Genomic DNA, 17,360 nt, shown 5'->3' on the forward strand with positions numbered 1-17,360 from the left:
GAGCCCGTGGGCCCGACGCGGGCCTTCCTACCAGGCCACCGGCAGCTCCAGCGGAAACCGCCTGATCGTCTCCGTGTCCCACCGCAGCTCCTCCGGCGGCACCGCGAGCCGCAGGCCGGGGAACCTCTCCACAAGGCGGCCGATGGCCAGTTCGAGCTCCGCCATGGCCAACGGCATCGCGATGCACCGGTGTCCGCCCCAGCCGAAGGTCATGTGCGGAGCGATGGGGCGGTCGAGGTCGATGTCGTGGGGGGCCGGGTAGCGCTCCGGGTCACGGTTGGCCGTCAGGTACGACACATGCACGAAGTCGCCTGCCTTGATCCGCGCGCCGTCCAGCTCCACGTCCTCGAGAGCCACGCGGGGGATTCCGACCCCCTTGCGGAACGGGATGCAGCGGAGCATCTCGTGCACGACGTCGGTCACGCTCTCGGGCCGGCGCCTGAGGTGCTGCATCAGCTCGGGACGTGTCAGGAGCAGGTAGGTGATGTCGCTGATCTGGCAGGTCGCCGTGTCCTGGCCGCTGAGCGCCAGCGTCAGTGCCATGACCGCCAGTTCCTTGTCGTCGAGCTGTTCCTCGCCCTCCCGCGCCGCGGCCATCGCGCTGATGATGTCGGGGCCGGGTGAGTTCCGGCGCTGTTCGACGAGTTTGGCGAAGTAGGCCGTCAGATCGGCCTTGGCCGTCGCGGCGGCCTCCTTGGTGCCCGCGCCGACGACGAGCAGTTGGTGCACGGACTCCTCGATCCGGGGCCATTCCTCCCGTTCGATACCGAGGAGGTCCAGGATGGCGTGCTGGGGGAGCCTGTTGGAGAGGTGCTGGACCACGTCCGCCGGCGGTCCCTGTTTCTCCATGTCGTCCAGCAGGCGGTCCGTGAGCCAGATGATCCGCTGCCGCATGCCGTCGACCTGCTGCTGCGTGAAGGCCTGCGAGGCCAGGTGGCGGACGCGGCTGCTCTGCGGTGGGTCCATCACGTTGATCGATTCCGGCGAGACGATGGGCTCCGGCGTCATCCGGGGGTAGTCGTGACCGATGATGCCCGCCCTGCTGAACCGTGGGTCGGTGGTCACCTGCTTGACGGCGTCGAAGCCGGTGATCAGCCAGGCATCCGCATCGCCGTAGCGAAGCCGGATGCGGGCGGGGGAGCGGCGCTGCATCAGGTCCGCGAGCGCGGGGTCGAAGTCGAGTGCTTCGCTGAAGTTGAACGGGCAGGTGACTGTCTCGTGGTCCGCGGCCATCAGCCGGCTCCTCCAGGCATGGGTACGACGTTGGTGACGTCCACGGCCCGGCGAACGGCCTGGGCGAGCCTGACGGCATCGCCGACAGCCCAGTAGTGGACGAAGAACAGGCGTGGTTCGTCGGTGAGGTTGTGGTGGTGCACCTCGACGAGTTCGACCCCACCGCGTCGCAGGGCCGTGAGGGCGGGCTGGACCTCGTCGGCGATCATGACCAGGTCGCCGCTGAGGGCGGCCCTTCCGCCGCCCAGCGGCTGGAAGTTGACGGAGGTGGTGGAGCCCAGTCCCGGAGGCAGGGCCAGACGGCCGTCGGCGACGGTCTCGCGGCGGACGTAGGTGGACTTGTAGATCCTGCCGTCGGCGGAGCCCTTGACGCCGATCGCGGCGTCGATGGCGGCGGTGTCCAGGTCGACGGGCGGCGCGGGGGTGGCGGGTGCGGCGGGTGGGGTGCCGGTGCAGTCGAATGCCGCGCGCAGACCACGGGCGACGGTGACCGGATCGTGGCCGTGCGCGTGCAGATGGACCCACCAGACATCCGGCTCGTGGGCGAGCAGGTGCTTGTGGATGGCGGTCTGCATGATCCCGTGCTCCTGCAGGACGTCGCAGAAGTGCTGCAGTTCGCGTTCGGTGACCACGGCGTCACCCATCAGGAGCGTGCTGTGGTCTGCGTATCGCACGAAGGACACGTGCGTACCGAGGGCGAGCGCGGGGTCGATCAGGATGCCGCGCGAGTAGACCCTGAGGTCCTGACGCGGCAAGCCCGTGTGGTACATGAATCGCCTCATGTCACCGGGCCGGCCGAGAGACGCGCCCACGTCTGCCCAGTCCGTCAGCTTGGTCATCACCGGTTGGACCAGGGCGCGGTCCGTCGGTCCGGCGGACAGGGCGCCGGCCCGGGCCGGCACACCGGCCACTATGGGCGCCAGGGCGGCCGCCGCCAGCACACGACGCCGGGACGCGGAGAGTCGGGAGCGGGTGTCTTGCTGTCTCTCGTCAGTCATGTCATGGGCCTCCAGGCAGGATGCAAGCACGGGAGACCGCGCCGACCGCTGATCGGCACAGCTGCACCCGGCCAGGTGGGCTAATACGGAGTGCCCGACGCCCAACGGAGCACCTTGACTTGCCGCTGTCCGTGCGAGCAGGACGCTGGTGGTAGGTACACGCCGAAGCCGCCCCAGTAGGGCTCAGGCCCCGTTCTCGGCGGACGGGGTCCGAGCTCTCCAGTAGGCCATGGCCTCCGCGCCGAAGCCGGCCACGACGAGCAGGCATCCCAGCCAGAAGAGCGATGTGATCTGACGCTCCACGCCGCCGAGCAGCACCACGACCATGCCGAGGCCGGGCAGAAAGGTCGAGGCGGCCCTCCACCACTGGCCCTTACGGGCTTGGACGACCGCGGAGGCCGACCCGAGCACAAAGACCAGCGCCATCACTGTCATCGCTATCCGCATGACCGCACTCTGCCGTGTCCTCCATCCGATCTCGCTGGTCCGTCAGGTAGTCCCCGTGGCACCCGTAGGCCCAGGTCCCGCACAGCACAGCCTCAATGGTGACGAAGGGTGAGCTGATGTCACATACGGTGCATTGATGAGGACGGTTCCCCAGAGCAGATGAAATCACCTAAGTTATTCCGATTAGGATGTATTGGACGGATGTAGATCGTTGCAGGTCCACATTCGATCACTTGCAGCCCAGCGGGTGAGCGGAGGCGACAGTCGACAGTGGTGAACACCAGCGGTGGCGAACCGCACAGCACCGACCCGTCCATGCCCCACGTCCCCCATTCGCTGCACCAGCCGCAGGGCCTGGGGACCCTGCCGACCGCACGGCCCTCGGAGGCACACCGCATACGGATGCGGCTGCTCGACGCCGTGGACGAGGACCGGCGCGATGTCGAGGTGCTGCTGACCGCGCTCCAGCAGGCGGTGGCCGAGGTGCACGGCCTGGGCGGCATGGTGCATCTCCCGGGCGGCGGCATGAGCGGCATCCTCTACCTGGTCGCCGACAGCGGCCTGCCGGAGTCGATGACCAGGCCCTGGCTGATCATCCCGGTACGAGGCACGGCCCCGCCCAGCAGGGCCACCCTCAACGACACCATCACCTGGCAGCCCGATCTGGCCCCGCCCGACCCGGTGCCCGGCAGGGACCCCGCCGCCCTCTGGCCCTCCCGGCTCCCCGTCGGCATCGGTCACCTGGCCGTCCCCATTCCGAGCGGTGGCGGGCGCCGCGGCGCGCTCTCCGTCCTCTTCGCCCCGGGCGACGAGCCCGGTGCGGCGGAGTGTGCGTTTCTGGACGAGGTGGCGGCCTGGATGTCCGGGAGGCTCGGGTCGTCCGGGATCCTCAATCCGTCCCCCACCCTGCTGCGCGCCCTGGAGAACGAGCCAGGACCGCGGGAGGCCGCCCCTCCGTGGGACATGGAAGGGGAGCCCGTCACGTACACCTGGGACCTGCGTACCGGCGAGCTGACCTCCGACCGGCCCGTCGAGGAGGTGCTGGCCGGCATCGATCCGGAGGTGATGAGCGGGGGCATCGAGGCGTGGGCGGCGCTGATCCACCCGGACGACCTGCCATCGGCGGTAGCCGGCTTCGACACGGGCATCCAGCTCCGCGGCGGCTTCCAGAACGAGTACCGGGTCCGGCGCCAGGACGGCACGTACCTGTGGATCGAGGCCCGTGCGCGGACGATCACGGACGAGGACGGGGCGCCGGTGAAGGTGATCGGCACCCTCCGGGACAGCAGCGAAACACATGCCGCCGCCGAGTCGGTGGGGCGGGCGCTGCGGCACATGAGCGACGGCTTCGTCTCCCTGGACACCGACTGGCGCATCGGATTTCTCAATCAGGCCGCCGAGCGGTTCCTCGGCGCCGCGGGAGACGTGGCCGGAGCCCTGCTCTGGAACATCCCCGCGGTACGTGCCGTGCCGGGGCTGGAGCAGCGGTGCCGGGAAACGGTGGCCGAGGGCCAGCCCGCCGGATTCGACGTACCGGGGCCGGACGGGACGTCCTGGTACCACCTGCGGCTGGTGCCGGTGCCGGAGGGCCTCACGCTCTACATCACCGACACCACCGAGCGGCATCTGCGCGAGACCGAGCGAGCCGCCGCTGAGCGGGCGTCCGCCGAGCGCGCGGCCCTGGTGCAGCGGATCACGCGGGAGCTGGCCGAGGCCGTCACGGCCCAGGATGTGATGGCGGCGACGGCCGACGGCGTGATGACACCCCTCGGGGCCACGGGACTCATCATGCTCGGCGTGGTCGGCGACCGGTTGAACGTGGTCGGCTCCCGGGGATACACGGAGCGCTTCACCCGCATTCTGGACGGGCTCTGGACGGTGCGGGACACCATGAACCCTGTGGGAGACGCCCTGCACACCCGCACCCCCCTCTGCATCTCCTCCCAGGAGGAGTTCCTGACGCTCTACCCGGGGACCGAGACCCTGATCCGGGAGAGCGACAAGCAGGCGTGGGCCTTTCTGCCGCTGGCGGTGTCGGGGCGCGCGATCGGCGCGGCGGTGATCTCCTTCAGCCGGCCGCGGATCCTGGACGACGACGAACGCACGCTGCTGACCGCGCTCAGCGGACTGATCGCGCAGGCCCTGGAACGAGCCGGGCTCTACGACGAGGCGACGACCCGGGCCCGCACCCTCCAGCGCAGCCTGCTGCCACAGGCACTGCCCGAGCTGCCCGAGGTGACGACGGCGGCGCGCTACCAGCCGGCCAAGCAGGGATCCGACGTCGGCGGCGACTGGTACGACGTCATCCCCCTCTCCGCGGCCCGGGTGGCCCTCGTGATCGGCGACGTCATGGGCCACGGCATGGCCGAGGCCGCCACCATGGGCAGGCTCCGGACAGCCGTCCGCACCCTCTCGGAGCTGGAGCTGCCGCCCGACGAGATCCTCGGCCACCTCAACGACATCGTCGGCGAGCTGGGCAACGACGCCTTCGCGACCTGCCTCTACGGCATCTACGACCCGGTGAGCCGGTGTCTGTCGTACGCCAGCGCCGGTCAGCCGCCCCCGGCGGTGGCCCACCCCGACGGCACCGTCACCTTCCTGTCCATGACCCCGGACCCGCCCCTGGGGGTGGCCGCTCCGCCCTTCGAAACGTTCGAGACCCCACTGCCCGCCGGCAGCCTGCTCGCCCTCTACAGCGACGGCCTGGTCGAGAGCAAGGACAGGGATGTCACCACCGGCATGAACCACCTGGCCGAACTCCTCCGCCAGTCCGTGCACGCCCTGCCGGCCTCACCTTCGGACGCGTCCGACCTGGACGCCCTCTGCGCCACCCTCACCTCCGCTCTCCTCCCCGCCCACGGCGCGCTGACGGACGACGCCGCCCTGCTGCTGGCCCGCACACACCCGCTGGACGCGGAGAACGTCGCCGAGTGGCCGTTGCCGGAGGATCCGGTGGCGGCGGGCCGGGCCCGCGAGCTGGTCCGCGCCCAGCTCACCGACTGGGACCTGGCGGACGAGGACCTGCTCATGACCACCGAACTCCTGGTCAGCGAGCTGGTCGGGAACGTCATCCGGCACGCCTGCGGCCCGATGCGGCTGCGTATGCTCCGCAGCCGGGCACTGATCTGCGAGGTCTCCGACGCCAGCCTGACCACGCCGCACATCCGCCACAGCTCCGCCACCGACGAGGGCGGCCGTGGCCTGCAGCTCATCTCCGCACTCTGCCAGCGCTGGGGCACCCGCCACACCCGCACCGGCAAGGCCATCTGGACCGAACAGCCCCTCCCTGTTTGATCGTCACGGGAAGGGCGGGAGAGGGCTCGTCGGTATGCGAACCGAGCGAATGGGCTCTGGACGACCTGGCCGACACCGCCGAGCTGCTGGTGAGCGAACCGGTCGCCGATGCGCTGCGTCATACGCGAGGCCCCTCGGGCTCAACAGGAAACCGGCCGATGCGGCGCGCCCTGGCCGACCCGCCCGAGCGGTACGGGTCACGGAAGGCGTCTGCTCGCGGAGTCATCCGCCTTCACCGTGCCATCCGACGCCGGCCGCGTGGGGGCGGGTTCGTTGTCGGGGGTGGGGTGCCATTCGACGAGGACGATGGTGGCGTCGTCGCGGAGCCGGCCCCGGTGGTGGTCGAGGATGGTGTGGATCAGGCGCCTCAGTGCTTCAGGGGCGGGTTCCCCGGCCGACAACGAGCGGGTGACGAAGTCGGCCAGGCGTTGCTCACCGAACAGTTCTCCGGTCAGAGACCGGGCTTCGGTGACGCCGTCGGTGTGGATCAGGATGCGGTCACCGGGTTCCAGCTGGGCCTGGTGGACGGTGAGGGTGTCGCGGTTGCCTTGGCCGAGGCCCAGCGGCAGCTGGCTGGGGGCCTCGAGGGCGTGGGGGATGATGCGGTGGCCGCGGATGAGCAGCGGCGGGGGGTGGCCGCAGTTGACCCAGGTCAGCCGCCCGCTGTCGAGGTCCAGGTCGGCGAAGACGCCGGTGAGTATGCGGTCGGGCAGCCAGTGGTCGAGTTCGGCGTCGACCTGCTCGGCGATGTCGGTGAGTGTGCCGTCGGCCAGGCGGGCGGCGCGGCAGGTGGCCAGCGCGACCGCGGAACACAGTCCAGAGGCGAGGTCGTGTCCCATGGCATCGACGACGGTCAGGTACAGCCGGGAGTCGTGCAGGCTGTGGTCGAACGCGTCGCCGCCGATCTCGTACGCGGGCTCCAGCACCGCGGTAGAGGTGACCTGGTGGGTGCCCAGGGTGCGCGGGGGCAGGAACGCCCAGACCATCTCGGCGGCGGTCGTCATCGGCCGCCGTCGCGTGGTCAGGGCGTACAGGTCGCTGAACCCGCTCTTGCCGACCACGATGACCGCGGCGACCGAGGCCAGGATCTCCGCATGGTCGAGCAGCCGAGCGGTCAGCTGGCCCGCGGTCACCTGAAGCACGCCGATCCGCTCCACGCCGTCGACCAGCGGCAGCCACAGGGCCAGCGCCCCGTGCCGTGACAGCCGCGCCGATTCCGTTCGGTACGCCCATCCGGCCACGGTGCCCTCGATCGGGATCGGCTCCGGGGTCCCGCCGCCCCACGTGCCGGGACTGCGGGGGAGCGGCACCAGCAGCCTCTGCTGGACATCGGCCAGATACAGGAGCGCCGCGTCCATTCCCAGGGCTTGGGCCGCGGAATCCACCAGCCCGGCCACCTCCAGCGGCGTCGCCTGGTGCGACCGCGTCACCAGATCGGCGAGCACCTCACCGAGCACGTCCGCCATGACCACCACCATGGCACCGCAACGGTGACCCCGCACGGCGGAAGACGGGACCGAACGGCTCATGCGGCCGTACAAGTCGGTCCGACCGGCAAGAAGTTGCCGGCCTCTGACGGTCAAGCACGCTGTGCCGGTGCCCGCTTCGAGTGGTCACGTGCACCGAGGTGAGCGAAGCGCTCGATCGGGTGTCGGCGCTCGCGTCAACCGTCCCCCTGCTCGACCTGCAGATGTATCGGACCGCGAAGAACGGGGCTGCGCCGGTACGGCGGTGGGTCGGCGACCAGCCGGGGTCGGTCGAGGCGGCGTACCAGTTCGGTCAGCGCGATCTGGGTTTCCAGCCGGGCCATCGGGCCGCCGAAGCACAGGTGGATGCCGCTGCCGAAGCCGAGGTGCTGGTTGTCCCGCCGGCCGGGGTCGAAGCGGTCGGGATCGTGGAAGCGGTTCGGGTCCCGGCTGCCCGAGGCCAGCATGAGCATGATCTGCGAGCCCTGGGGGATGACGGTGTCGGCGACGGTGATGTCACTGTACGCCGCCCGCCAGGGAATGATGTGCACGGGGGGCTCGTAGCGCAGCAGTTCCTCGACCACCGGGACGACCAGACCCGGTTCGTCGCGCAGTCGCTGGAGCACCTCCGGGTGGCGGAGCAGCGTCAGCATGCCGTTGGTGATGAGGTTGACAGTGGTCTCGTGGCCGGCGATCAGCAGCAGGTTGGCGGTGGAGACGATCTCCTCGTCGGTCATCCGCCCGTCCGGCCCGTCATCGTTGGCCAGCCGCGACAACAGGTCGTCGGTCGGCCGACCGTGGCGTTGCTCCACCAGCCCGCCGAGGTACTGGCGCAGGTCCTTGCGGGCCTGTACGCCCTTTTCCAGTTTTTCCTTCGGGTCGGTCTTGGGGTTGTAGTCGATCGCGTTGATGAGGGCGTCCACCCAGACGTGGAACCGCGCTTCGTCCTCGCGTGGCACGCCGAGCAGGTGGCAGATCACGGTTACGGGGAACGGGTAGGCGAAGTCGTCGACGATGTCGATCTGCTCCTTGCCCGCGAAGTCGTCGATCAGGCTGCCGACGGTGGCGGTCAGGTCGCTTTCCATGCCCGTCACCAGTCCCGGGGTGTGCGGGGGGCCGAAGTGGCGCATCGCCGTACGCCGCAGGCGGTCGTGCTCGGGCGGGTCGAGGTTGATGAACGCCGGCGTCGTCTCCCCCTCGTGCGAGGGCATCGGATGCGACAGATTGCGGACGTCGGAACTCAGGTGCGGGTTGTGCAGGAGGTCCGTGAGCTCGCGATAGGTACTGATGACGTAGCTGCCGTCCTCCTGCAGAGCCACCGGCGTCTCGCGCAGCTCGGCGTACAGCGGGTACGGGTCGGCCCGGGAGGAGTAGTCGAGGATCCGGAGCAGTGTGCCGGGCTTCTCGGTCGTGGTCATCTCGCCTTCCCCCTTACCGGTGGTGCTGCTGGATGGACGTGACGCGCCGCTCACCCGGGTCATTGCCGGTGACGACCACAGTGGCTCCCTGGGCGATCAGCTCGGGGCCTGGGAAGTCGACGGGCACCGGCTTGTTGTCGACGGGCTGGTCGGGCGTGGGGTTGGGCGGCGGGAAGGGTGCGGCCGTCTCGATCAGCTGCCGGTAGTGGTCCAGCCACTTCGCGTTGTTGAAGCTCACCGCGGCGGTGACGCGGCCCTGGTAGCCGTATGCGGCGACGAAGCGGCGGTCGGACACCGACCCCTGGGTGACGACGACCTCGTCGGCGAAGGTCGGCACGCCGACGGACTTGATGTTGACGCCGAACTGGATCGACCAGAACAGTGGGATGGTCAGGTGGGGCCAGCGGTCCGCCTGGGCGCTGACCATGTTGTGCGCCGCGACCTCGGCCTGCTCCACGGCGTTGGCCCAGTGCTCCAGCGAGATGAGCCGGTACTCGTAGATCGGGTTCGGGCAGCGTGCCACGTCTCCGGCGACGAAGACGTCGTCGGTGATCAGGCCGTTGAGGTCGAGGGCGCGGCAGCCCGTGTCGCATGCGATGCCCCAGACACCCGCCGCCAGGCCCGAGTCCCGCAGCCACTCGGTGTTGCGGATGCCCCCGAGTGCCACCACCACCACGTCGGCGTCGAGCGTGCTGCCGTCGTCGAAGTGAGCACGGCGGACGTGCCCCTGCGCGTCGCCCTCCAGCCGAGTGACCTTGACGCCGCAGCGCAGGTCGACACCGTGAGCGCGCTGCATGTCCGACGCGATCTCACCGACCATGGCACCGAGCGCCCCCACCAGCGGGGCCGGCGCGAGTTCGGCGACGGTCACCGGGATGTCCCGCTCACGGCAGATGGAGGCGATCTCGGAGCCGGTGAATCCCGCACCGATGACCAGCACGCGGGAGGGCCCGGCGGCGAGGGCTCGCTGCAGACCCTCGGCATGCTCGCGCGTACGCACGACGAACACTCCGTCCAGGGCCGCCTCGCTCTCGACGAACCACGGCCGGGCCCGTACGCCGGTGGCGATCAGCACCCGGTCGAAGGGAACCTCGCGTCCGTCGGCGAGACGCACGACGTTGGTCGCCAGGTCCAGCCCGCTGGCGGGCACGCCCAGCAGCCACTCCGCATTGACGTCACGGCGTCGTGGCAGCTTGGTGCCGTCGGCCGGCACCCACCCGGTCAGTACCTGCTTGGACAGGGGAGGCCGGTCGTAGGGCTCGCCCAGCTCGTCACCGATCATGGTCAACGAGCCGGTGAAACCCTCGTCCCGCAGCGCCTCCGCGGCCCGCAGTCCCGCCAGTGACGCCCCGACGACCACGATGCGGCCGTCGCGCTTGAACGCGCGCAGGTTGTCGGCGCTGGTCATGACTTCGACGCCTCCGCCGGCACGTCCCGTCCCTCCAGCTGGTCGACCAGAATCGCTTGGACCGGGCAGGCCGCGGCGGCGCGCAGCACCTGGTCGCGCCTGGCGTCGTCGGGGTTCGGGTCGTACATCAGGGCTTCCTCGCCGTGCATCCGGAACGCGTCCGGAGCGAGGAACGCGCACTGCGCGTACCCCTCACATCGGGAAAGGTCCACGACAATTCTCATCCCGACCTCCACAGGGACTGCAGGCTGCGGACCCTGAAGCCGGTGCCCCTCCGGCACGCACAGCGCGAGACAGGCTTCGAGAGAAGGGATTCCGCCGTTGCCCACCCCTGGAAAGTGCGAGGGGATGCACCGCGCTCGTCGGGTCTCAACAGAAAGAACTGAACGTCGCGCATAAGGCGACCGGCGTCTGTGATCCGCCCAGAGAACCTGACCTTGTGGTCAAAAGCCTATCCCGCGTACACATCACCCGCACCCGGGGAACCAGGGCATCCGTGAGGGCTATTCACTCGCGTGCCGCGCGCCCATGCGGCAAGGACCGTGCGCTGTCGTTGATTCTTTACGCATGGGTGAAGTGTTGGGCGATGTGCTCGGCTTGGCCGCCGGTGTCGCCGTCAGTCCTCTTCCGATCGTCGCCATCATCATCGTGCTGGCCACGCCTCGGGGACGCGTGAACGGCCTGGTGTTCGCCACCGGCTGGGTGGTGGGGCTGTCGGCCTTGGGCGCGGTGATGCTGGCCATCGGCGGCCAGGAGAGTGCCGCCACCCACGGGCAGCCGGCCGACTGGGTGGGGGCTCTCAAACTCGCGTTGGGCGTGGCACTGGCTCTCTTCGCGGTGCGGCTCTGGCGTCATCGCCCTACCGACGTCACGCAGGCACAGCTGCCGAAATGGATGGCGGCCGTCGACCGCTTCACACCGGGGAAGATCTTCCTTCTCGCCCTCGTGCTGTCGGCCGGGAACCTGAAGAACGCCCCACTGACCATTGCCGCGGCAGCGACCATCAGCTCGTCGGGGCTGCCGGTCGGAGAGCAGATCGCCACGCTGGCGATCTTCGTCTTCATCGCTTCCATCGGGCTGCTGACTCCACTGGGGGTCTTCCTGGTCATGGGTGAACGGGCGAAGAACATGCTGGGCAACTGGAAGGAATGGGCGGCGCGGCACAACATGGCCGTCATGGCGGTGCTGTTCTTCGTGTTCGGGCTGAAGCTGCTGGGCGACGGCATCGGCGTTCTGATCTCCTGACCGTGTCGGCGCCCGCGCCGATGCCGATCGCGCAGGGTTCAGCCGTCGCCGGTGCCCGGGCCGTAGAGCGCGGCGATGTCCTCGGACGTCGCCCACCGGCTGTACGTGGGCGCCTGGGGCCAGCCCTCCGGCGAGTCCTGCCATTCCTCCTGCCGCCCGTACGGCAGGACATCGATCAGCGCGAAGGTGTGACTGAGCTGCTCGGTACCCCGGCCGTTCGTGTGCCAGGTGCGGTAGACGGTGTCGCCGTCGCGCAGAAACACGTTGACCGCGAAACCTCCGTCGGGCGGTGCGCCGACGTCGGCCCCGAACGAGCTGTCGGCAGTCGAATACCACGCCATCTGGTTGCCGACCCGCTGCTTGTAGGCGAGTGCCTCTTTGACCGGACCCTGGGTGACGACGACGAATCGCGCGTCGTAGGCGTCCAGGAACTCCAGGCGGGTGTACTGCGAGGTGAACCCCGTGCAGCCCGGGCACTGCCATTCCTTGCCGGCGAACCACATGTGGTTGTAGACGATCAGTTGCCTCTTGCCTTCGAAGATGTCCGCCAGTCGAACGGGGCCGTCCTCGCCCTCGAGGACGTAGTCGGGCATCTCGACCATCGGCAGGCGACGACGCTCGGCGGCGATGGCGTCGAGCTCCCGCGTCGCGGCCTTTTCCCGGGCCCGCAGTGCCTCCAGTCGGCGCTCCCAGGTCGCTGCGTCGACGACGGGCGGTAGTGCGTGAGTGGTCATGGTCCCTCACAGAGTTTGTGTGCGGCTTTCGCTTGTGCAGAGGCAGACTCCACCGGGCTCCGGAACTCATCGGTCGACGGCCGACGAGGCGGGCCGAGTCGTGGGTGCCGGCCGACTTCTCGATCACGGACCGGCGGGTGCGGTGTCCCGGCTACTCGCCTCTCTGCAGGACGTACGTGCTGCGCGAGTCCGGGTCGCCGAAGAAGAAGTACAGCTCGAGTGCCTTCTTGTCGTTGCGCCGCAGCTCGAATGTCCAGGTGTAGGACTTGGGGGGCGGGGGGATGTCCGTCGTCGGGGCGGGTGGGTCGTCCGGCTCCGGTGCTCGTGTCGCCACCGCGGTGCGTGCGGTGAGAGTCAGTCGGACGTGCTGGCCGTCGTTCCACCCGGTCCGCTCGTCGGTCAGCTTCCAGGTTCCGGTGCCTGACAGGCGCCACCTGTCGGCGAAGTCGAATTCCTGTCCGTCCAGGAGGCGGATGTCGGCCTTGCCGTCGGGCCGGAAGGCGACGTTCGTCCGGTCGTGGCCGAGCCACGAACCCGGCACTTCTGCCCGCTTCACGTCCTGCAGCGCGGGCACGTCGTCATACATGTGGGGATTGCATCCCGTGAGCGCGAACAGGCAGGCGGCGAACACCGCTTGCCGCCCTCGGGTGAGGCTGGACGAGTGGCGCAGCATCAGCCCCCCAAGGGAACGGCAGTATCAAAGGCCGTCGTGATGCGACGGCTTGCCGGTCGCGGCCCCGTCATGCTGGCAGCATTTCTGAACATGTTCAACTCCAGCGCCGCGGCCAGTGGTGTCGGCTTCGCCGGGGCCCGAGCCCCGAGCCGTGATCGCGGCGAAATTCGTCTGCCGGCCGGCCCCGGGGTGTCCTACCGTTCGGCGTATGACTCCGATCGGTCCCGAGAACCCGCTGACCTCAGAAGGCGCCCAGGCCCTGCTTGCCATGCTCCCTGCCCGAGTCGAGCTCGAGCCGGGTATGAGCGAGCGGGAACTCGATCGCGTCGAGGAGCGCTGGGGGTTCCGTTTCGCTCCGGAGCACCGGACCCTCCTGGGTGCGGGACTGCCGACCGGGGGTCGTAACTGGCCCGACTGGCGCGACGGCGACCCGGAGGACCTGGCGGAACGGCTCGCCTGGCCGGTGGACGGAGTGCTGTTCGACGTGGAGCGCAACGGTTTCTGGCATCCGGACTGGGATCTGAGGCCGACGGGCATGCAGGACGCCCTGGAGGTGGCTCGCACGTACCTGGCCAAGGTCCCGGTCATGGTGCCGATCCACTCGCACCGGTACCTGCCGGCGGATCCCGACCGCACGGGCACACCGGTGTTGTCGATGTACCAGACCGACATCATTTACTACGGCACTGATCTGGTCGACTACTTCCACCACGAGTTCGGCCGGCCCGTGCCCACACCCGAAGGTCATCAGTACGCCACGATCCCGTTCTGGTCCTACTTCCTGGACTGAACGGCCGACAGCGACGACTGATGCACGGGCAGCCGTCAGCGGGACTCGGTCGTCGCCGTGGGGGCCTCCTCCTGTGCGGGTGCACCGCGGCCGACGGTCATCGACCAGCGCACGGATGAGGGAGCCTCGACGGAGACGACACCGCTGCGATCCACGCCGCTGACAGCCAGCTGGTTGTAGGTGGTGCTGACCTGGTCGGCGAGGCACTCCAGCGGGAAAGAGGCGTGTGCGGGCCGCACGGCGACCTTGATCTTGCCTGTGCCCTGGCAGCGGACCGCGACGATCAGGGCGTCCCCCTTCTTGCCCTTGCCGAAGGCGAAGCTCGCGTTGCCGGTGGTCGCCTTCCGTCGGCCGGCGAGTGTTTCGTCGGCGTCCAGTTCCGGGGGCTGTTGGGCCGAGGGCTGTCCACTGCTGCCCGGAGTGGCCGTCACCTCTGCCGAACCCGGATCGGACGAACGTGAGGGCTGCGCAGGCTTCTTGGCCTCGGTGTGGTCCGAGGTGCAGGCGGTCAGCGGAGCGAGCAGCGCGGCACACACGATGCTCAGTCCTGCGAGGGTACGCAAAGCCCCATTGGATGTGTGCATGACATTTCTTCCTTGGTTCAGGGTGGTGACGCGCGGGGATCGACTGATCACTCGCGGCTGATCATGTCAGCGGCGAGGGGCGGAACGTCGGCTTCCGTGGATCTTCTGAGCAGGATGTGAGCTTCACATGGCGCGTGCGGCACGGAGTCCGGGTCGCCCGTCCGGGCCTCGCGGGATGCGCCTGTGCCCTGCGCGGCGTCGACTTGAACGGCGGGGGCGTGAGGACGCGAGGTTTCCTACGTCGACTCCTGAAGGCCCGCCCCGGGACTCCCCGTAACTGACCGGTACACGCGGCCCGGGTGCGGAGGGGACCCGGCGGTGACGCCCCCGCGCTGTTGCGGAGGGCAGTGGCCCGGCGTTGGAATCAAGTGTGAGGCACTTTGGCGGCGTCGAGTCCGTCGGCCGCCCCGCGCCCGGGACGGGAGTCGGCCGGAAAGGGCTCAGGAGCAACGCCCTGGGCATGTTCTCCTCGGTGGTCATGGGCCTGGCCTCCACCGGCCCGGCGTACAGCATCGCCGCCACGCTGGGCATCATCGTGGCCGGAGTCGGACTGCAGGCCCCGATCGTCACCATGCTGGCCTTCATTCCGATGCTGCTGGTCGCGTACGCCTTCCGGGAGCTCAACGCGAGCAACGCCGACTGCGGGACCACCTTCACCTGGGCCACCCGCGCCTTCGGACCGCGCACGGGCTGGATGGGCGGCTGGGGCCTCATCGTCGCCAACATCATCGTCATGGTGAACCTCGCCGAGATCGCCGGTGTCTACGGCTTTCGGCTGGTGGGCCTGGACGCACTGGGGGAGAGCCGGCTGTGGACCACGGTGGCCGGCATCGTCTGGATCATCCTGCTGACCGCGATCTGCTACGTCGGCATCGAGTTCTCTGCGGCCGTCCAGCGCTGGCTGCTCTGCCTGGAAGTGCTGATGCTGATCCTGTTCGCCGTCGCCGCGCTGGTCAGGGTGTACTCGGATCCTCCCGCGACGGCGATCCACGTCTCCGCCTCCTGGTTCAACCCCTTCGAGGTGACCTCTTCACGGGCCCTGACCTCGGGCGTCCTCGCGGGCGTCTTCATCTACTGGGGATGGGACACCGCCTTCTCGGTCAACGAGGAGACCGTCGACAGCACACGCGTCCCCGGGCGCGCCGCGGTCCTGTCCACCGTGCTGCTCCTGGTCATGTACGGGCTCGTGTCCACGTCGGCGCAGGCGTTCGCGGGAGTCGGCACCACGGGCATCGGGCTGGGCAACCCGAACAACTCGGACGACGTGTTCTCCGGACTGGGCGATGCCGTCTTCGGGAGCCACGAAACGGGGCTGGTCCTGTCGAGACTGCTGATCCTGATGGTGCTGACCTCGGCGCTGGCCTCCGCCCAGACCACCATCCTGCCCCTGGCCAGGACCGTCTTCTCCATGGCGGTCCACAAGGCCGTCCCCGCCCGGTTCGCCCGCATCCACCGCAGGTTTCTCACCCCGACCTGGGGAACCATCGGCATGGGAGCGGTCTCGATCGCCCTGCTGATCCTGCTGACGTCGTTCAGCCAGAACGTCGTGGTCGACTCGATCGACTCGGTCGGGCTCGCGATCGCGTTCCAGTACGGACTGACCGGCTTCGCCTGCCTCTGGTACTACCGCAAGGTCCTCACCCGCAGTGCCCGGGACATGGTCTTCAAGGGCGTGTTCCCGGCGCTCGGCGGGCTGATCATGCTCCTGCTGTTCCTGTACGCCACGTTCGTCGTCTACGCGAACCCGCGGTACGGCACGACCAGCGTCGACCTGCCGCTGATCGGACCGACCGGCGGGGTCACCGTCCTCGGCCTGGGCGCCCTGCTGATCGGTTTCCTGCTGATGCCGGTGGTCACCCGTGGCCACACGGTGGCCCTCAAACTCCAGCGGAACCTGCTTCCGCGCCATCTGCCGGAGCACACCGCCGTGGACTCGGCGGCCCGCTATCAGCCCGCCGACAGCGGGTCCGGAGTGGGCGGCGACTGGTACGACGTCATCCCCCTGTCGGGCAGCCGGGTCGGCCTGGTCGTCGGGGACGTGCTCGGCCACGGTCTGCGGGCCGCCGCGACCATGGGGCAGCTGCGCACGGGGGTACGCGTCCTGGCCCGCCTGGACCTGAGCCCGGACGAGCTGCTGTCCCGCCTGGGCGACCTCGCCGAGCAGACCGCGCGGGAGCGCAGGACCGGACACGGTCCCGGCCACCTGAGGCCGCGGACCGCCGCGGTCATGGGCGTGGCCTGCCTGTACGCGGTCTACGACCCCGCTTCGGGCAAGTGCCGTCTGGCGCGGGCCGGGGACTCGGTGCTGGCGGCCGTCGTACCGCACCCGGGTGTCGTCGAGTGCCCGGAGCTGCCGTCCGGGCCGCCGCTGGGAGTCGGTGGCCCGCCCTACCAGAGCACGGAACTGGAGTTCCCGCCGGGCAGTGTCGTCGCCCTCTTCACGGGCGGCCTCCTCCAGGCGGCCGACGACCGTGCGGCCGGGCTGGCGCAGCTGTCCCAGGTGCTCGCCGGCGACTGCAGGTCCCTGCAAGGGCTGTGCGACACGGTGGTGGACACCCTGCTGCCCGGCGCGGTGGACGTGGACGCGACCCTGCTCACGGTCCGCACCCGCATGCTCGACCGGAACCAGTTCGCCCAGTGGGCCCTGGTCTCGGACCCGGCGGCGGTGGCCACCATCCGTTCCGCCGTCGCGAAGCAGCTCGGCGACTGGGGACTGGACGACCTGGCGTTCACCAGCGAGCTGATCGTCAGCGAACTGGTCACCAACGCCATCCGCTACGCCGGCGGCGGCCCGATCCAGGTACGCCTGATCCGCGACCGGAACCTGATCTGCGAGGTCTCCGACACCGGCCACACCACGCCCAACCTGAAGCACGCGGAGAACGACGACGAGGGGGGCCGGGGCCTGTTCATCATCGCCCAGATGACCCACCACTGGGGCACGCGCTACACCCCCACCGGCAAGACGATCTGGACCGAGCAGGACCTGCAGCCGGCGGACGGCCAGTAGCGCCTCGCCCGCCGAATGCTTCTCCGGAGCAACCACCCGCGGAGGGTGAGGCCGGCCCCG

Annotated in this window: 14 protein-coding genes; 4 read left to right on the forward strand and 10 right to left on the reverse strand. The window is 69.6% G+C overall.

Annotated elements, in window-relative coordinates; all coding sequences use genetic code 11:
• Positions 1–27 precede the first annotated feature (27 nt).
• The 3 genes from ACIRVH_RS05255 to ACIRVH_RS05265 all read right to left on the reverse strand — a co-directional run bounded on the left by ACIRVH_RS05255 (position 28) and on the right by ACIRVH_RS05265 (position 2,678).
• A complete protein-coding gene (locus ACIRVH_RS05255) occupies positions 28–1,233 on the reverse strand; it encodes a cytochrome P450 (RefSeq protein ID WP_403948345.1) in 1,206 nt (401 codons plus the stop codon).
• Positions 1,233–2,231 carry a DUF1259 domain-containing protein gene (locus ACIRVH_RS05260; protein ID WP_403948347.1) on the reverse strand — a complete coding sequence of 333 codons (999 nt, stop codon included), beginning with the start codon at positions 2,229–2,231 and terminating at the stop codon, positions 1,233–1,235. The genes ACIRVH_RS05255 and ACIRVH_RS05260 overlap by 1 nt, the downstream gene beginning before the upstream one ends.
• Positions 2,232–2,414: 183 nt before the next feature.
• The gene (locus ACIRVH_RS05265) at positions 2,415–2,678 is read right to left on the reverse strand and encodes a hypothetical protein (protein WP_403948348.1); all 264 of its coding nucleotides are present in this window, start codon (positions 2,676–2,678) and stop codon (positions 2,415–2,417) included.
• A 273-nt stretch (positions 2,679–2,951) separates the two neighbouring features.
• Between ACIRVH_RS05265 and ACIRVH_RS05270 the strand changes: the two genes are divergently transcribed.
• Positions 2,952–5,972: a SpoIIE family protein phosphatase gene (locus tag ACIRVH_RS05270; RefSeq protein ID WP_403948350.1), complete on the forward strand. Its 3,021-nt coding sequence runs from the start codon at positions 2,952–2,954 to the stop codon at positions 5,970–5,972.
• A 197-nt stretch (positions 5,973–6,169) separates the two neighbouring features.
• On the opposite strand, the gene ACIRVH_RS05275 is transcribed toward ACIRVH_RS05270, so the two are convergent.
• The 4 genes from ACIRVH_RS05275 to ACIRVH_RS05290 all read right to left on the reverse strand — a co-directional run bounded on the left by ACIRVH_RS05275 (position 6,170) and on the right by ACIRVH_RS05290 (position 10,488).
• Positions 6,170–7,438, reverse strand: coding sequence for a PP2C family protein-serine/threonine phosphatase (locus ACIRVH_RS05275; RefSeq protein ID WP_403948351.1), 1,269 nt, complete (start codon positions 7,436–7,438; stop codon positions 6,170–6,172).
• A 197-nt stretch (positions 7,439–7,635) separates the two neighbouring features.
• Positions 7,636–8,856 carry a cytochrome P450 gene (locus ACIRVH_RS05280; protein WP_403948352.1) on the reverse strand — a complete coding sequence of 407 codons (1,221 nt, stop codon included), beginning with the start codon at positions 8,854–8,856 and terminating at the stop codon, positions 7,636–7,638.
• 13 nt (positions 8,857–8,869) lie between these two features.
• Positions 8,870–10,264: an NAD(P)/FAD-dependent oxidoreductase gene (locus ACIRVH_RS05285; RefSeq protein WP_403948353.1), complete on the reverse strand. Its 1,395-nt coding sequence runs from the start codon at positions 10,262–10,264 to the stop codon at positions 8,870–8,872.
• Entirely contained in the window at positions 10,261–10,488 is a 228-nt protein-coding gene (locus ACIRVH_RS05290) for a ferredoxin (RefSeq protein WP_097254680.1), read from the reverse strand. Before ACIRVH_RS05290 ends, ACIRVH_RS05285 begins: the two co-directional genes overlap by 4 nt.
• A 343-nt stretch (positions 10,489–10,831) precedes the next feature.
• Between ACIRVH_RS05290 and ACIRVH_RS05295 the strand changes: the two genes are divergently transcribed.
• On the forward strand, positions 10,832–11,509 hold the full coding sequence (locus ACIRVH_RS05295) for a GAP family protein (protein WP_403948354.1): 678 nt from the start codon (positions 10,832–10,834) through the stop codon (positions 11,507–11,509).
• 38 nt (positions 11,510–11,547) lie between these two features.
• On the opposite strand, the gene ACIRVH_RS05300 is transcribed toward ACIRVH_RS05295, so the two are convergent.
• Together ACIRVH_RS05300 and ACIRVH_RS05305 are read right to left on the reverse strand one after the other, a co-directional pair.
• Positions 11,548–12,243 (reverse strand): DUF899 domain-containing protein, encoded by a 696-nt coding sequence (locus ACIRVH_RS05300; RefSeq protein WP_403948356.1) that lies wholly within the window; start codon positions 12,241–12,243, stop codon positions 11,548–11,550.
• A gap of 151 nt (positions 12,244–12,394) precedes the next feature.
• Positions 12,395–12,829: a hypothetical protein gene (locus tag ACIRVH_RS05305; RefSeq protein WP_403948358.1), complete on the reverse strand. Its 435-nt coding sequence runs from the start codon at positions 12,827–12,829 to the stop codon at positions 12,395–12,397.
• A gap of 295 nt (positions 12,830–13,124) precedes the next feature.
• Here ACIRVH_RS05305 and ACIRVH_RS05310 point away from each other — a divergent pair, with 295 nt between their 5' ends.
• Positions 13,125–13,706, forward strand: a complete 582-nt coding sequence (locus tag ACIRVH_RS05310) for a hypothetical protein (RefSeq protein ID WP_403948359.1) — start codon at positions 13,125–13,127, stop codon at positions 13,704–13,706.
• A gap of 35 nt (positions 13,707–13,741) precedes the next feature.
• On the opposite strand, the gene ACIRVH_RS05315 is transcribed toward ACIRVH_RS05310, so the two are convergent.
• A complete protein-coding gene (locus ACIRVH_RS05315; RefSeq protein ID WP_403948361.1) occupies positions 13,742–14,269 on the reverse strand; it encodes a hypothetical protein in 528 nt (175 codons plus the stop codon).
• A gap of 391 nt (positions 14,270–14,660) precedes the next feature.
• On the opposite strand from ACIRVH_RS05315, the gene ACIRVH_RS05320 reads away from it, so the two are divergent.
• Complete coding sequence (locus tag ACIRVH_RS05320; protein ID WP_403948363.1) at positions 14,661–17,300, forward strand: amino acid permease; 2,640 nt, start codon at positions 14,661–14,663, stop codon at positions 17,298–17,300.
• The last annotated feature ends 60 nt before the right edge of the window (positions 17,301–17,360 follow it).

The organism is Streptomyces sp. NPDC101165 (assembly GCF_044768135.1).
Classification (GTDB): domain Bacteria; phylum Actinomycetota; class Actinomycetes; order Streptomycetales; family Streptomycetaceae; genus Streptomyces.

Excerpts from the sequence above, each read along its gene's own strand:
- ACIRVH_RS05300 (WP_403948356.1), bottom strand. The coding sequence starts at position 12,243 with ATGACCACTCACGCACTACCGCCCGTCGTCGACGCAGCGACCTGGGAG.
- ACIRVH_RS05295 (WP_403948354.1), top strand. The coding sequence starts at position 10,832 with ATGGGTGAAGTGTTGGGCGATGTGCTCGGCTTGGCCGCCGGTGTCGCC.
- ACIRVH_RS05310 (WP_403948359.1), top strand. The coding sequence starts at position 13,125 with ATGACTCCGATCGGTCCCGAGAACCCGCTGACCTCAGAAGGCGCCCAG.
- ACIRVH_RS05305 (WP_403948358.1), bottom strand. The coding sequence starts at position 12,829 with ATGTATGACGACGTGCCCGCGCTGCAGGACGTGAAGCGGGCAGAAGTG.
- ACIRVH_RS05285 (WP_403948353.1), bottom strand. The coding sequence starts at position 10,264 with ATGACCAGCGCCGACAACCTGCGCGCGTTCAAGCGCGACGGCCGCATC.
- ACIRVH_RS05260 (WP_403948347.1), bottom strand. The coding sequence starts at position 2,231 with ATGACTGACGAGAGACAGCAAGACACCCGCTCCCGACTCTCCGCGTCC.
- ACIRVH_RS05275 (WP_403948351.1), bottom strand. The coding sequence starts at position 7,438 with ATGGCGGACGTGCTCGGTGAGGTGCTCGCCGATCTGGTGACGCGGTCG.
- ACIRVH_RS05265 (WP_403948348.1), bottom strand. The coding sequence starts at position 2,678 with ATGCGGATAGCGATGACAGTGATGGCGCTGGTCTTTGTGCTCGGGTCG.
- ACIRVH_RS05290 (WP_097254680.1), bottom strand. The coding sequence starts at position 10,488 with ATGAGAATTGTCGTGGACCTTTCCCGATGTGAGGGGTACGCGCAGTGC.
- ACIRVH_RS05255 (WP_403948345.1), bottom strand. The coding sequence starts at position 1,233 with ATGGCCGCGGACCACGAGACAGTCACCTGCCCGTTCAACTTCAGCGAA.
- ACIRVH_RS05280 (WP_403948352.1), bottom strand. The coding sequence starts at position 8,856 with ATGACCACGACCGAGAAGCCCGGCACACTGCTCCGGATCCTCGACTAC.